General features: G+C 73.4%; 11 protein-coding genes and 2 tRNA genes. 11 read left to right on the top strand and 2 right to left on the bottom strand.

Annotation, left to right across the window (positions count from 1 at the left end):
- Positions 1-11: 11 nt before the first annotated feature.
- The 6 genes from rsfS (at position 12) to AB852_RS31915 (ending at position 2,327) form a co-directional block, all read left to right on the top strand.
- Positions 12-470, top strand: coding sequence for a ribosome silencing factor (gene rsfS / locus AB852_RS31940; RefSeq protein ID WP_073793688.1), 459 nt, complete (start codon positions 12-14; stop codon positions 468-470).
- Complete coding sequence (locus AB852_RS31935) at positions 467-1,147, top strand: histidine phosphatase family protein (RefSeq protein ID WP_073793687.1); 681 nt, start codon at positions 467-469, stop codon at positions 1,145-1,147. Before rsfS ends, AB852_RS31935 begins: the two co-directional genes overlap by 4 nt.
- A gap of 113 nt (positions 1,148-1,260) precedes the next feature.
- Positions 1,261-1,333, top strand: a tRNA-Ala gene (locus AB852_RS31930).
- 349 nt (positions 1,334-1,682) lie between these two features.
- The gene (locus AB852_RS31925) at positions 1,683-1,880 is read left to right on the top strand and encodes a hypothetical protein (RefSeq protein ID WP_073793686.1); all 198 of its coding nucleotides are present in this window, start codon (positions 1,683-1,685) and stop codon (positions 1,878-1,880) included.
- Positions 1,881-1,883: 3 nt separating this feature from the next.
- Positions 1,884-2,117: a hypothetical protein gene (locus AB852_RS31920; protein WP_016643127.1), complete on the top strand. Its 234-nt coding sequence runs from the start codon at positions 1,884-1,886 to the stop codon at positions 2,115-2,117.
- A 137-nt stretch (positions 2,118-2,254) separates the two neighbouring features.
- A tRNA-Ala gene (locus AB852_RS31915) sits at positions 2,255-2,327 on the top strand.
- A gap of 101 nt (positions 2,328-2,428) precedes the next feature.
- Here AB852_RS31915 and AB852_RS31910 read toward each other — a convergent pair.
- Positions 2,429-4,039, bottom strand: coding sequence for an NADH-quinone oxidoreductase subunit NuoF family protein (locus tag AB852_RS31910; RefSeq protein ID WP_073793685.1), 1,611 nt, complete (start codon positions 4,037-4,039; stop codon positions 2,429-2,431).
- Positions 4,036-5,238: a hypothetical protein gene (locus tag AB852_RS31905; protein WP_073793684.1), complete on the bottom strand. Its 1,203-nt coding sequence runs from the start codon at positions 5,236-5,238 to the stop codon at positions 4,036-4,038. The genes AB852_RS31910 and AB852_RS31905 overlap by 4 nt, the downstream gene beginning before the upstream one ends.
- Before the next feature lie 672 nt (positions 5,239-5,910).
- Between AB852_RS31905 and leuS the strand changes: the two genes are divergently transcribed.
- The 5 genes from leuS to AB852_RS31880 all read left to right on the top strand — a co-directional run bounded on the left by leuS (position 5,911) and on the right by AB852_RS31880 (position 14,898).
- A complete protein-coding gene (leuS, locus tag AB852_RS31900; RefSeq protein ID WP_073793683.1) occupies positions 5,911-8,901 on the top strand; it encodes a leucine--tRNA ligase in 2,991 nt (996 codons plus the stop codon).
- 185 nt (positions 8,902-9,086) lie between these two features.
- A complete protein-coding gene (locus AB852_RS31895; protein ID WP_073793682.1) occupies positions 9,087-9,881 on the top strand; it encodes a hypothetical protein in 795 nt (264 codons plus the stop codon).
- Positions 9,882-9,955: 74 nt separating this feature from the next.
- Positions 9,956-10,804, top strand: a complete 849-nt coding sequence (locus tag AB852_RS31890) for a DegV family protein (protein WP_073793681.1) — start codon at positions 9,956-9,958, stop codon at positions 10,802-10,804.
- Positions 10,805-11,344: 540 nt separating this feature from the next.
- Positions 11,345-12,406, top strand: a complete 1,062-nt coding sequence (locus AB852_RS31885) for a ComEA family DNA-binding protein (RefSeq protein ID WP_073793680.1) — start codon at positions 11,345-11,347, stop codon at positions 12,404-12,406.
- A complete protein-coding gene (locus tag AB852_RS31880; protein ID WP_079185067.1) occupies positions 12,403-14,898 on the top strand; it encodes a ComEC/Rec2 family competence protein in 2,496 nt (831 codons plus the stop codon). The genes AB852_RS31885 and AB852_RS31880 overlap by 4 nt, the downstream gene beginning before the upstream one ends.
- Positions 14,899-14,971: the final 73 nt, after the last annotated feature.

The raw sequence follows: 14,971 nt of genomic DNA, 5'->3' as shown, positions 1-14,971 counted from the left end.
AAAGCCGCGCAGTGACCGCAACTGACCGTTCCCTTGAGCTGATCTCCGCCGCCGCACAGGCCGCTGCCGACAAGCTCGCGCACGACATCATCGCCTACGACGTCAGTGACGTCCTGTCGATCACGGACGCCTTCCTGCTGGCCTCCGCGCCCAACGACCGCCAGGTCAAGTCGATCGTCGACGAGATCGAGGAGCGGCTGAGCAAGGAGCTGGGCGTCAAGCCCGTGCGCCGCGAGGGCGACCGCGAGGCCCGCTGGGTCCTGCTGGACTACGTCGACATCGTCGTCCATGTGCAGCACAGCGAGGAGCGCGTCTTCTACTCCCTTGAGCGGCTGTGGAAGGACTGCCCCGAGATCGACCTGCCCGAAGAGGCCAAGGCGACCCGCGGCAAGGGCGCCGAGCACTCCCAGCGCACCCAGGCGGCCGAGGAGGCTTCAGGGCTGCGCGAGCTCGGCGGGGAAATGCTGTGAGCGCTTCCTCCCGCACGGACCTCAAGCCCTTCTCCGAGTCGGGCCCCAGCCGCCGGATCATCCTCTGGCGGCACGGCCAGACCGCGTGGAACCTGGAGCGGCGCTTCCAGGGCACCACGGACATCGGCCTGACCGGTACGGGTGTCCTCCAGGCCCGTCGTGCCGCCCGGCTGCTCGCCTCGCTGAACCCCGACGCGATCATCGCCTCGGACCTCCAGCGCGCGGCCTCCACGGCCGCCGAGCTGGCAGCGCTCACCGGCCTCGACGTCACCCACGACGAGGGCCTGCGCGAGTCGTACGCGGGCGTGTGGCAGGGCCTCACGCACGACGAGATCATCGCGCGGCACGGTGACGAGTACGCGGCGTGGAAGCGCGGCGAGCCCATCCGCCGGGGCGGCGGCGAGCTGGAGACCGAGGTCGCCGACCGCGCGGCCCCCGTGGTCCTCGCGCACGCCGAGAAGCTTCCCGACGAGGGCACGCTGGTCGTCGTCAGCCATGGCGGCACCATCCGCACCACCATCGGGCGCCTCCTCGGGCTCGACTCCCACCACTGGGAGAGCCTCGGCGGCCTGTCCAACTGCTGCTGGTCCGTACTGGGCCGCGGCGCGCGCGGCTGGCGCCTGCTGGAGCACAACGCGGGCACCCTCCCGGAGCCGGTCCTCGGCGACGACGACTGACGGGTTCACGCCACCGCGTGACCGGTCGGGCGGCCGTCGGCACGGATTTCACTTTCCGGCGGCTCCCAGGCTAAAGTTCTTCTTGTTCAGCCCGCAGGGCGGGAAGAACGCAAGGGGCTATAGCTCAGTTGGTAGAGCGCCTGCATGGCATGCAGGAGGTCAGGAGTTCAATTCTCCTTAGCTCCACACTTGGAAGGGCGATCGGTACCGCGCGGGACGCGGCCCGGTCGCCCTTCGCGTATGCCCGTGCCGAGACAGGACGCCTGTGCGGGGCACGGGTACTGGACAAACGCGGGTTCTTCGTGGCCATTTTCCCGGCCCGCGCGGTTGCCCGGCGCTCCGTCGAGGTACGTGGAGGGGCACAGACGTATCGCACCGGTGGACGCGTTCCCCGCGCACGGGTCCTCGTACAAGCCTGGGCCCTGGGCGGACGCCGTGTCCGGACCGGTACGCGTACGTCGCTGACCGTGGTGCTCCCGTCGTGGCAGAATCAAACGGCCGGATGGGGGACGCGTCCCGACGGGAGGGAGAAGCGATGCCTGCGAGCATCCGCGAGGGGGAAGACCACCTCCTCGCCCTGGCGGTGCCACGCGGGGACGGCATACTCCCCGGGCGCCCCACCAGGTCCCTCATCGACTGCCCCTCCTGCGGCTCCACCCAGGTCGCCCAGCTGCTCGGCGACAACGGCGGGGTCTCCTTCATGTGCACGGCCTGCGGCCACTCCTGGAGCTGATCGATGGGTGCACACAGGCGCAAATGCGATTGGTGCGGCAGCGGGACGCCGATCGTCCGGGACATGGAGCCGGTCAACCCGGACTACCAGTACTGGTGCGAGGAATGCGCGCGGGCGCTGATCATAAAAGGCGACCCCATCGAGACCTACCGTGAGCTGGAGGGCGAGCCGATCTACGGCCGGCTGCTGGACGAGCACTGCACCCTCAAACGCTTCTACTCCTTCGCCACGGCCTGATCCGCCCGCCCGCCCCGGCGGGGGACATCCCGGGCGGAATCCTCCGCGCCGCCGCGAACCGGAATCGATTTGGTGAACGGCTGGGAGGACCGTTAATGTTGGCGTCGCCGCCGGGGAGACCGGGCGGTGCACCACGAGGGGCTATAGCTCAGTTGGTAGAGCGCCTGCATGGCATGCAGGAGGTCAGGAGTTCAATTCTCCTTAGCTCCACAAGCGGTTGACGGAAGGTCCCGCCCGGTACTCCGGGCGGGACCTTCCGCGTTCACCCCGTCGTCTCAGTCAACGTCCCGCGCGCGTGCGTGCGCGTGGTCTCACTCCCGGCCGCTGCCCAGGGCGCGGCGGCCCCGGCCCGGCTGGAGCATCGGCAGCACCGAACGGCCCGCCGCCTTCGCGGGGTCCTCCTCCAGCCGCAACGCCAGGGCCGGGCAGCGGCGCACGGCCCGCACCGCGCGGGCCTGCGAGTAGCGCGGCACCGCGGCCTCCGCCACGGACGGATAGCCGTCCTGCCCGAGCTGGATCAGCTCGGGCACGATGTCGGCGCACAGCCCGTGCCCCTGGCACAGCGTCCAGTCCACCGCGAGGCGCTGTCCGCTGGGGCCCGCGTCGCCCCCGGTACCCGTACCCGCCGCGGGCTCCTCCTGGAGCGGCAGCACGCCCCGCACGGGACGGCCGCAGCCGCTGCCGAGCACATGCGCCGCGAGGTCGTCGGTGAACGCGGAGACGGAGGACTCGATGAACGCCGCGGAACCGTCCGGGTGCTTGCACGCGCCCCGCCGCTTCACGGCGTGGGTGATCTGCCGCAACGCCTCCAGAGCGGCCGGTCCGCCGCCGTTCAGCACGTCCTCCAGGCCCCGGGCGGCGGCCGGGAGCCCCCGGTAGCAGGGGCCGCACTGCCCGGCGCTCTCGCCCGCCAGCCACCGTGCCACCAGCAGGGCCTCGCCCAGCGGACAGGTGTCCTGGCCGAGAGGCAGGATCGCGCCCGCGCCGAGCGCGCCGCCCGCCGCCTCCAGCGCCGCGCGGGAGACGATCGCGTCGTGCGCGGTGGCCGTGTCGAGCCATCTGCCGTGGTAGCCGCCCGTCAGCACGCCCTGCGGCAGCGGTGGGGCGCCGGCCAGTTGCAGGACGTATCGCAGGGGGACACCCGAGGGCGCCTCCAGGACCATCGGCCGGGCGACCGCGCCGGACACCGTCAGCAGCACCGTGCCCGGCTCGTCCCGCAGACCGGTCCTGCGGTACCGGTCGGCGCCCGTCCGGGCGGCTATCGCGAGCTGCGCGAACGTTTCCGCGTTGGACAGCAGCGTCGGGGCGCCACCGACACCCGCCTCCGAGGCGCGCACCTTGCGCCCCGGCGGCCGGGCCGGGCCCCCGTCGGCCGAGCGGATCAACGCCGACGACTCACCGGTGACCATGCGCACCGGGTTGCGCTGCACCCGCGCGCGCATGGAGGCCCCGCGCCGGTTGGACAGACCACGTTCGGCGAGTGCCCGCTCCATGGACCGCTGGGTGGACTCCCTGGTCACCCCGACCACCAGGGTCCGCGCACCGACGGCCTCCGCGGCCAGCAGCGCCCCGTCGAGGACGAGATGCGGGGCCCGGTTGATCAGGACCGTGTCCTTGCGGCACGCGGGCTCGTCCTCGCTGCCGTTGACGACGACCACGGGGCGCACTCCCCGGCGGATCGCGGCGTCGGCCACGGAACGCAGTTTCCTGGCGAACGGGAACCCGGCGCCGCCGCGCCCCCGCAGCGAGATCCGCTCGGCCAGCGCGGCCAACCGCTCCCCGCCGATCGGTTCGAGGGGACCGTGCACCTGGAGATGCGTGCCGAGGTCGAGCCGTTCCACGAGGTCGAACCCCGAGGTCAGCTGAGGCAGTCCGACGACCCGGACCTCGGGCACGTCGGGCAGGGCCGCTCCGCCGTTCAATTGACTCCTCCGGTGGGCGCGTTCCAGGGCTCACCGGAGCTGGGCGCCTGGAAGGGCCCCGGGAGCTGTTCGGTAGGGGTGTGGCCGGTCGCGGGGTACGTGGGGGTGCTTCCGTAGGGCGTCGAGGCGAGCGGGTCGTAGAGCGACCGCGGGGCCTCGGCGGGCGGCCGGGGTGACGGGGCCGGCCAGCGCTCCGCGCCGTCGCCCTGGCGGGGGACGCCGCCGGTGGGCCGCACATCCACGGGGACCCGGCTGCCCGGGTAGCTGTCCGGTACCGCCCGGTGGTCGTCGGGGAAGGCGCCGGGCGGCGCCTCCGGGTACGGCGGCGGGGGCGTCGGGACGGTCCGGTACGCGGCGGCCATCCCGAGCCCGCCGCCCGGTTCGTCGGGGCGCCCCGGGGACGCGGTGACCCGGGCGGCCGGGGCGGGCGCCGGGGGTTCGCCGGAGCGGGGCCGGAGCGTGGTGGACAGGGGCGGCGGACCGGTGTCCCACGCGCGGGATGCCGTGGCCCACCCGCGCGTGGGGGGCGCGACACCCGGCAGCGGCATCTCGGCGGTGTCGCGCGGGGCCCGGCCGCCCGGCCGGGGGCCGGACCCCAGGACGGCGAGCACCTGGGCGGTGACCCTCCGCCGCACCGGGGCGGGCGCCGCACGCAGCCCGAGCGCCCCGATGACGGCCACCAGGCTCATGCCGTACAGGAACGTGATCCACCCCGCCGCGGGGCGTCCGGCGAACAGCCCGTGCACCAGGGCCGAGCACCAGGCGGGGTACGCCAGCGTGTGCACCGCACGCCAGCGGGCGGCCACCGGGGCCGGGGAGGCGAAGGCGCTGCGCAGGGCGCCGGTGAGGCCCGTGGCGACCATCAGCAGGGCCGCCAGCGAGCCGAACCCGATGAGTCCGGCGGCGCCGTCCACGCCGAGCCCGAAGGGGACCAGGGTGGCGAGGACGGTGGTGTGGTCCAGCGCGATCTTGACGCTGATGTGCAGCAGGAGGAAGACGATCGCGGCGACGGCCGTCGCGCGGTGGATGCCCTGGGCCACCAGTCGCTGACGGGAGTTCAGGAAGACCCGGTCCGACGCGACGAGTCCCCAGAGCACCGAGGAGGTGAGCGAGACCAGGGAGAGCACTCCCGCGCCGTGGTTGACGAAATCACGGAATCCCTCACCTCCGATGACGACGAGCAGGGGTATCAGCAGCATCACTCCGGCTGCCGTGCCTCCCCGGGCCCACGGTTTCGGGGCGCGAGAGGGGCGGACTTTCCGACGAGGGTTCATGGGGCGACTCCGAACGACGCGGCACAGTGGTCCCGCCGCCGCACTCTAAGTGGCCCCATACCGAGGGGTGCGGGGTTTGAGTTATTACCCTGTTATCAAAGAGGCGCATGATCTTTGTGTTGTCCCGTTAGCGGGCGGTACGCGAAGTAATCGATGGCCAATGATTCTGTGTGCCGATCCTCATCAAGACGTCACCGGTCTCTCACATGACGCCGGACACCGCGCCCCTTCGGTCGCATCCACGCACGCGTGGGGACTCCCGTGCCGGACGCCCCCACCCACAGCTCGCCGCCGGTCACCCCGCGCGCGTGAGGGCGCTCCCATGTCCGGGTGAGAGGGCTCCCACGCGCGCGCGGCGACCGCACGCCTGTACCGTCGCGACGATGCGGGCCCTGCGGTACCCTGGCGCCATGCGTGCCGTACGCCTTCTGCTTAGCGGGCCGCGCTGATCAGTCCCGACGGATGACGAATCCGGTCGGCATCGGCGCGGCGCCCCCTCCTGTGCGAGGGGTTTTTTCGTTTCCGGACCGTGCCGCGACCGGACCCGAACGGGTCGACGCCCGCAGGCAGATGACGATCGATGGAGCTTTAGGGATCATGAGCGAGACGAATTCTTCCCCCGCCGCCGCGGAGAGCGCCCCCGAGGGGCCCGCGGGCGGGATCGCCCAGGCCGCCGTCGAGGCGGCCGCTCCGCACCGCTACACGGCCGCCATGGCCGCCGGTATCGAGGCACGCTGGCAGGACTTCTGGGAGGCCGAGGGCACCTACGAGGCGCCCAACCCGACCGGTGACCTGGCCGGTGACCCCGCCACCGTCGCCCGCCCCAAGAAGTTCATCATGGACATGTTCCCGTACCCCTCGGGCGCGGGACTGCACGTCGGCCACCCCCTCGGGTACATCGCCACCGATGTGTACGCCCGCTACCAGCGCATGACCGGGCACAACGTCCTGCACACCCTGGGCTTCGACGCCTTCGGCCTGCCCGCCGAACAGCACGCGGTCGCCACCGGCACCCACCCCCGGGTGTCCACCGAGGCGGCCATGGACAACATGAAGCGGCAGCTGCGCAGGCTGGGCCTGGGCCACGACCAGCGCCGTTCGATCGCCACGATCGACCCCGCGTACTACAAGTGGACCCAGTGGATCTTCCTCCAGATCTACAACTCCTGGTACGACGACGAGGCCGGCAAGGCCCGCCCGATCGACGAGCTGATCGCCCAGTTCGCCTCCGGTGAGCGCGCCGTACCGGGTGCCACGCGCGCGTGGCCCGAGCTGGACGCCGCCGCACGCGCCGAGGTCCTGAGCGGCTACCGCCTGGCCTACGCCTCCGAGGCACCCGTCAACTGGGCGCCCGGTCTGGGCACCGTCCTGGCGAACGAGGAGGTCACCTCCGACGGCCGTTCCGAGCGCGGCAACTTCCCCGTCTTCAAGTCGAAGCTGCGCCAGTGGAACATGCGCATCACCGCCTACGCGGACCGCCTGCTGGACGACCTGGACGGCCTGGACTGGCCCGAGGCCATCAAGCTCCAGCAGCGCAACTGGATCGGCCGCTCCGAGGGCGCCCGCGTCGACTTCCCCGTGAGCACCGACGGCCCGGGGGCCGTCCCCGCCACCGGCGCCGTCTCCGGCGGCCCGGCCACCGCGCCCGGCACCGGCGTCATCACCGTCTTCACCACCCGCCAGGACACCCTCTTCGGGGCCACCTACATGGTGCTGGCGCCCGAACACGACCTGGTCGACCGGATCGTCCCGGCCGCCTGGCCCGAGGGCACCCACGACGTCTGGACGGGCGGCCACGCCACCCCCGGTGACGCCGTCGCCGCCTACCGCAAGCAGGCCGCCGCCAAGTCCGACGTGGAGCGGCAGGCCGACGCCAAGGAGAAGACCGGCGTCTTCACCGGCGCCCACGCCACCAACCCGGTCAGCGGCGAACAGGTCCCCGTCTTCATCGCCGACTACGTCCTCATGGGCTACGGCACCGGCGCCATCATGGCCGTGCCCGCCCACGACACCCGCGACTTCGCCTTCGCGCGCGCCTTCGAACTGCCCATGCGCTGCGTCGTCGAGCCGAGCGACGGCCGCGGTACCGACCCCGCCGAATGGGACGACGCCTTCGCCTCGTACGACGCGCGGATCGTCAACTCCGCGGGCGACGGCATCACCCTGGACGGCCTGGACGTCACCGCCGCCAAGGCCCGTATCACGGAGTGGCTGGAGCGCGAGGGCATCGGCCACGGCACCGTCAACTTCCGGCTGCGCGACTGGCTGTTCAGCCGCCAGCGCTACTGGGGCGAGCCCTTCCCCATCGTCTACGACGAGGACGGCGTCGCCCACGCCCTGCCCGAGTCGATGCTGCCCCTGGAACTGCCCGAGGTCGACGACTACTCGCCGCGCACCTTCGACCCCGACGACGCCGACACCCGCCCCGAGACCCCGCTGTCGCGCAACGCCGACTGGGTCAACGTCACCCTGGACCTCGGCGACGGCCCGCGCGCGTACCGCCGCGAGACCAACACCATGCCCAACTGGGCGGGCTCCTGCTGGTACGAACTGCGCTACCTGGACCCGCACAACGACCAGCGGCTGGTCGACCCCGACATCGAGCGCTACTGGATGTCCCCGCGCGCGGGGATGCCCACCGGCGGCGTCGACCTGTACGTGGGCGGCGCCGAACACGCCGTCCTGCATCTGCTGTACGCCCGCTTCTGGTCGAAGGTCCTGTTCGACCTGGGCCACATCTCCTCGCCGGAGCCGTTCCACAAGCTGTTCAACCAGGGCATGATCCAGGCGTACGTCTACCGCGACAGCCGTGGCATCGCCGTACCCGCCGCCGAGATCGAGGAGCGCGACGGCGCGTTCTTCCACCAGGGCGAGCGGGTGAGCCGACTGCTCGGCAAGATGGGCAAGTCCCTGAAGAACGCCGTCACCCCGGACGAGATCGCCGCCGAGTACGGCGCCGACACCCTGCGGCTGTACGAGATGGCCATGGGCCCCCTGGACGTCTCCCGGCCGTGGGACACCCGCGCGGTCGTCGGCCAGTACCGGCTGCTCCAGCGGCTGTGGCGCAACCTCGTGGACGAGACGACCGGCGACGTCACCGTCACCGGCGACGAGCCCGCCGAGGACACGCTGCGCGCCCTGCACAAGGCCGTCGACGGCGTCCGCCAGGACCTGGAGGGGCTGCGCTTCAACACCGCGATCGCCAAGCTCACCGAGCTGAACAACCATCTGACCAAGGCGAACGGCCCCCTCCCGCGCGCGGTGGCCGAGCCCCTGGTGCTGATGATCGCGCCGCTGGCCCCGCACATCGCCGAGGAACTGTGGCGCAAGCTGGGCCGCACCGACTCGGTCGTCCACCAGGACTTCCCGGTCGCCGACCGCGCCTACGTCGTGGACGAGACCGTGACCTGCGTCGTCCAGATCAAGGGCAAGGTCAAGGCCCGGCTGGAGGTCTCCCCGTCGATCTCAGACGAGGAGCTGGAGCGGATCGCGCTGGCCGACGACAAGGTACGGGCCGCGCTGGACGGCGCGGGCATCCGCAAGGTCGTCGTACGGGCGCCGAAGCTGGTCAACATCGTCCCCATGTGACCCGCCGATCCACCGGCCCGCCCGCTTGAACGGCCCGGCCCCCGGGGACACTGTCCTCGGGGACCGGACCCGGTCGGCGGGCCGGGGGTATCCCCTACGGGTGGGACGGGGGCCGGGATGGAACTCGCGCACCGCCTTTTGCGTTTACCGTTGAAGAGACGTCGCAGGACCGGGAGAGGACCGTCATGGAAGCCGTGATCGCCGTCGTGGCGTTGCTCTTCGTCCTGCTGGTCGCGCTCGGGGTGTACGCCACGGTCAAGGTCGTCGGCGCGGCCAAGCGCGGCGTGGACCGCACGATCCACCAGGCGCGGCGCACCGTCGAGGACACCACCCTCAAGGCGAAGTCCTACACCCAGCCGGGTGCCGCCGGGGAGCTGGCCCAGCTGCGGCTGAAGCTGCGCACCTCCATGCGGGCCACCCAGGACGCCCTCCAGGCGGCCGTCGGCGAGGACGAGTCGCTGCGGGAGTCCCTCAGCCTCTTCGACCGGCTCAGCACCCACGGCCATGAGCTCGACCGCGAGCTGAAGCGGCTGGAGACCGAGCCCGACCGCTCCCGGCTCTCCGCCGCGCTGCCCGAGATGCGTGAGCGCACCGACCAGATCACCAAGTCCGCCGACGCCCTGCGCTGGGCGGCCCGCGACCGCGCCCACCGCTTCGCCAACGACGACCTGGACTCCCTCAGCCTCCAGATCGACATGGAGGCGGGCGCCCTGCGGCACTGGACCACCGAAGCGGCCCCCGGCGCGCAGGACCCGGCCGCCGCCCCTTCGTCGGCGTCCACCGCGTCCGCGTCCGCCGAGCCCGCCAAGGACGGCCCCGCGCCCTGGCCCGCGCCCGCCGGTCCCGAAGGCCGCGCCGGGGCCCAGGAGCAGACCTGGCCCGCAGGCGGTGCCGAGCCGGCCGCTCCGGCCATCGCGCCGCCCGTCGCCCGGCCCACCTACTCGTGGGAGAAGAAGCCCCGCCCGGAGAGCACCACCTGACCGGGCCCCTCCGGTCACCGCTCCCCGACGGCCCGGACTGCCGCTCCGCAGGCCCGGCGGGTAATCTCCAGCCCATGTCCAGCCATGTCGCCATCGTCACCGATTCCACGGCCTACCTGCCGGAGCGGGCGATGCGGCAGCACGACATCACCTCGGTTCCGCTGACCGTCGTCCTCGGTGACCAGGCGCTGGAGGAGGGCACCGAGATCTCCGCCCGCTCGCTCGCCCAGGCCCTCCAGAAGCGCCGCCCCGTCACCACCTCCCGGCCCGCCCCCGAGGTCTTCGCCGCCACCTACCGCGAGGTCGCCCGGTCGGGAGCCCCGGGCATCGTCTCGCTCCACCTCTCCTCGGAACTGTCCGGTACGTACGACGCGGCCGTGCTCGCCGCGCGGGACGCTCCGGTGCCCGTCCATGTGGTCGACACCGGCATGATCGCCATGGCCCTCGGGTTCTGCGCCGTCGCCGCGGCGGAGGCCGCCGCGGCGGGCGCGGGGATCGACGAGGCGGTCGCCGCGGCCGAGAAGCGCGCGGCGGCCACCTCCGCCTACTTCTACGTCGACACCCTCGACTATCTGCGACGCGGCGGACGGATCGGGACGGCCCAGGCGCTGTTCGGGTCCGCGCTCGCCGTGAAACCGCTGCTCCAACTGGCCGACGGGCGGATCGAACCGCTGGAGAAGGTACGCACCGCGGCGAAGGCGATCGCCCGGCTGGAGGAGATCGCGGCGGACCGGGCGGGGGTCGGGGGACCGGTCGACATCGCGGTCCATCACCTCGCGGCGGCCGAGAAGGCCGCGGCGCTCGCCGAGCGACTGCGGGAACGTATCCCCGGGCTGGGGGAGTTGCACGTCAGCGAGGTGGGCGCGGTGATCGGGGCGCATACCGGGCCCGGGCTGCTCGGGGTCGTGGTGTCCGGACGGTAGTCCCTCGCGGGTCGCCTTCGCTTGCGCTTCGTAGGTCTGTCCGGCGGGACGCGCTTGTTCCTGTGCGGTCGCTCGTGGGTTTTGCGCAGTTCCTCGCGCCCCTGGGTTTCCTGTGCTGGGCGCACTTGTTCCTGTGCCGTCGGTCGGTGGTTTTGCGCAGTTCCTCGCGCCCCTGGGTGCTGCCCCTTCGGGTCTGTTCGTCGGGTGCGGGTCTGTCCTCGTCTTCGCGCAGTTCCTCGCGCCCCTTTGGGGCGCGTTCTGTTTGTTCTTCGGGTCGGGGCCGGTCGGGATTCTCCGTCCTCGCTCCAACGCGCTCGGTACGGGCGTTCAGTGGCTGTAGTGGGGGCGTCGGAGTCTGCGGGCAGAGATTCCCGCCCACCCCCTTCCGTGAGTCCTGCGACCGCGCGAGGAGGGGGCCCAAGTGTGTTCCGGAGGTGTCCGTCACTCCTTCGGGGGGTGGAGTTATCCACAAGTGGGGTGCTGTCCACGGGAATCGTTCATGATCATCGCGAGTCGGGCGAAATCCCTACCGTCGAAGGCATGAGTTCTCGAATTCTTCCTGGTGAGGGTACGGATGCGTCGGCGGAGCTCGCGGAGCCCCCGGCCGAGGTAGCGCGGCGGCGGCGCGGGCCGAGTGGAGCGGGCAGCGGTCCCGGCCGGGCCGCGGGGTCGGACGGGCGGGTGCGGCGGCGGGCGGACGCGTCGTTCGCGGAGTACGGGCGGCGGGGACCCGGGCCGGGGGAGCGGTACGGGCCGTCGCGGGACGGGGTCTCGCGGCACGGGCCTGTGGAGCGCGGGCCGTTGGGTGGGGGGTCTTCGCGCCCCGGGCCGGAGGGGTCCGGCCTCGGCGGGCGGGAGTCCGGGGGCCGACTGCCTCCGGGCCCCGACGCTGAGCTGTCGCGTGGGGCACGGGCGGTGCTCGCGGTACGCGAGCGGCTGCCGCTGTGGCTCCGGACGCGCTGCGGGCTGGAGCGCCGGAGCCTGGTGGCGCTGACCGTCGTCCTGGTGATCGCGGTCGGGTTCGCTGTCCAGCACTTCTGGGCTGGCCGTCCGCAGCCCGTACGCGCCCCGGAGCTGGTGCGCGCGGCTCCTCCCGGACCGACCGCGTCCGCGCGACTCGCCGGGCCACGGGTGGTGGTCGACGTCGGCGGCAAGGTACGTGATCCGGGGCTCCAGCGGCTGCCCGCCGGGTCCCGGGTGGCCGACGCGCTGGGCGCGGCGGGCGGCGTGAAACCGGGCACGGACCTCACCGGGCTCAATCGCGCGCGGATGCTCGTGGACGGTGAGCAGATCGTCGTGGGGGCACGTCCCGAAGGACCGGGGACGGCGACCGGTGCCGGGTCGGTGGCCGGTTCCCCGGCGGGGCCGGTGACCGGCGCAGGACCTTCCGCGGGCGGCGCACCGGGGTCCGCGCCGCTCTCGCTCAGCTCCGCCACCGCCGCCCAACTCGACACGCTGCCCGGGGTGGGACCGGTGCTCGCCCAGCGGATCGTCGACCACCGCGCCCAGCAGGGCGGCTTTCGCACCGTGGCACAGCTCCGCGAGGTGACCGGGATCGGTGACCGGCGCTTCGCCACGCTGAAGGACCTGGTCCGGCCGTGAGCGGGGCTCCTGGGGTCGTCTCCTCCGGCAGCCCAGCCCTTGGCAGCACAGCATCCGGCAACACGGCGCTCGGCAACACGGCCGCGGACCTCCGGCTGGTGCCGCCCGCGCTTGCCGTGTGGCTGACCGCCGCGCTGCTCCTCGGAGCCTCACCGTGGTGGACGGCGGGGGTGGTGCTGTGCGCCGCGGTCGCGGCCGTGGCGCTGCTTGTGCCCTGGCGCCCGAGTGGTGGCTGGACGGCGGCACGGCGGGTGACCTGGGCTGCGGTGCTGCTGTGTGTGGCGGCCTCGGCTGCCGCGGCCGGTCTGCACGGGGCCGATCTATGGCGGGGGCCGGTCCCGGAGCTCGCCGACCGGTACGCGGCGGCGACCTTCGAGGTGGAGGTGGCGGCGGACCCGCGCCGGGCGCGCCCGCGTCCAACGGGAGCCGCGGCGCCGCCGCTCGTGCTGGTCGACGCCCGGGTGGTCCGGGTGACGGCGGCGGACGGCGCGGTCACCCGGACCCGTACGCCCGTGCTGCTCATGGTGGACGCCGGCCGGGCGCCGGGGCGGTGGCTGGAAGTACTGCCGTCCACCCGGCTGCGGGTCATGGGACGGCTCGCCCCGCCCCAGCGGCGCGGCGGTGACATCGCGGCCGTCGTACGGGTCGACGGGGAGGGACCGCCGCGTGTGGTCGCGCCGCCATCGGCGGTGCAGCGGATCGCCGGGGAGTTACGGACGGGCCTGCGCCGGGCCACCGCGGGGCTGCCCGAGGACGCGCGGGCGCTGTTGCCGGGACTGGTGGTCGGGGACACCTCGCGGGTCACCCCGGAGCTGCGGGACGCGTTCGAGAGGACGGATCTGACGCACCTCATGGCGGTGAGCGGTTCGAACTTCGTCGTGCTGCTCGCGTTGCTCGTCGGCCCGCCGGGGATGTCGCAGTCCGTGGAACGGCGGGGGCTGGCGCCCAGGCTCGGCATCGGACTGCGGGCGACGGCGGTCCTGGCCGCAGGGCTCAGTCTCGGGTTCGTCGTGGTGTGCGGACCGGAGCCGAGTGTGGTGCGGGCGGCGGCCTGCGGCGGGATCGCGCTGCTCGCGATGGTCACCGGACGCCGGAGATCGTTGCTGCCCGCGCTGGCGGCGGCCGTCCTGCTGCTGGTGCTCCATGACCCGTGGCTGGCCCGGAAGCCGGGCTTCCTGCTGTCCGTCCTCGCGACGGGCGCCCTGCTCACGGTGGCGCCGGGGTGGAGCGCCGCACTGCGGCGGCGCGGTGTGCCCGGCCGGGTCGCCGAGGCGCTGGCGGCGGCGGCCGCCGCCCAGGCGGTGTGCGCGCCGGTGGTGGCGACGTTCGCGCAGCGGGTGAGTGTCGTCGGGGTGCCGTGCAATCTGCTGGCGGAGTTCGCGGTGGCCCCCGCGACGGTCCTGGGGTTCGGCGCCCTGATCACGGCGTGGGTGGCGATGCCGGTGGCGGAGGTCATCGCGTGGTGCGGCGGCTGGCCGGCGGGGTGGATCGCCGGGATCGCCCGGACGGGGGCCGCCTTGCCGGGCGGTTCGCTGGGGTGGCCGGGCGGCTGGCGGGGCGCGCTGCTATTGGCGGCGGCGGTCGCGCTGGCCGTGCCGACGGTACGGCGGTTGCTGCGGAGTCCGCCCCTCGCGTCGGCGTGCGCCTTCGCCCTGGTGCTGGCCGTGGTGCAGCCGGTGCCGCTGACCCGGGTCATGACGGGATGGCCGCCGCCCGGGTGGCGGTTGGTGATGTGCGACGTGGGGCAGGGGGACGCGTTGGTGCTGGCGGCGGGTGGGGGCAGTGCGGTGGTGGTCGACGCGGGGCCCGATCCGGGGCGGGTCGACCGGTGTCTGCGGCGGCTCCAGATCACCCGGGTGCCACTGGTGCTGCTCACCCACTTCCATCTGGACCATGTGGCGGGACTGGAGGGGGTGTTGCGGGGCCGGGACGTGGGGGTGATCGAGACGACGGGCCTCGCGGAGCCCGCCGCGCAAGCCGCGGCGGTGCGACGGACCGCCGCCGGGCGGGGGATCGCGCTGCGGCACGCGGTGGCGGGGGAACGGCGGCGCACCGGACCCGTCGAGTGGGAGGTGCTGTGGCCGCAGGACACACGGGCGCCCGGTGCGATGGGTCCGCTGGAGCCGAACGACGCGAGCGTGACGCTGTTGGTGCGCAGCGGCGGGCTGCGGATGTTGTTGCTCGGTGATCTGGAGCCGCCCGCGCAGCGGGCGTTGGTGCGGGGGCCGCTCGGCGGCCGGTCCGCGCGGGTGGACGTGGTGAAGGTGGCGCACCACGGGTCGCCCTTCCAGGACCCGGAGCTGCTGGAGCTGACCCGTGCGCGGCTCGCCCTGATCTCCTGCGGCCGGGACAACCCGTACGGGCATCCCTCGGCGAGGACGATCGGGGCGCTGGAGGCGGCCGGGGCACAGGTGTCGCGCACGGACCGTGACGGTTCGGTGGCCGTGCTCGACGGGGACGGGCGGGGTCCCGCGACGGTCGCGCACCGCTGACCGGCACCGGGCATCGCGTTGGCAAAGCGGAGGGGGAAGGGGGGAGCGGGCGGAACGGTGGGAACGGAGCCGC

Source organism: Streptomyces uncialis, assembly GCF_001905345.1.
Taxonomy (GTDB): Bacteria; Actinomycetota; Actinomycetes; order Streptomycetales; family Streptomycetaceae; genus Streptomyces; species Streptomyces uncialis.
The sequence above is the reverse complement of the archived record's forward strand: the minus strand, read 5'-3'. Positions and strand labels throughout refer to the sequence as shown.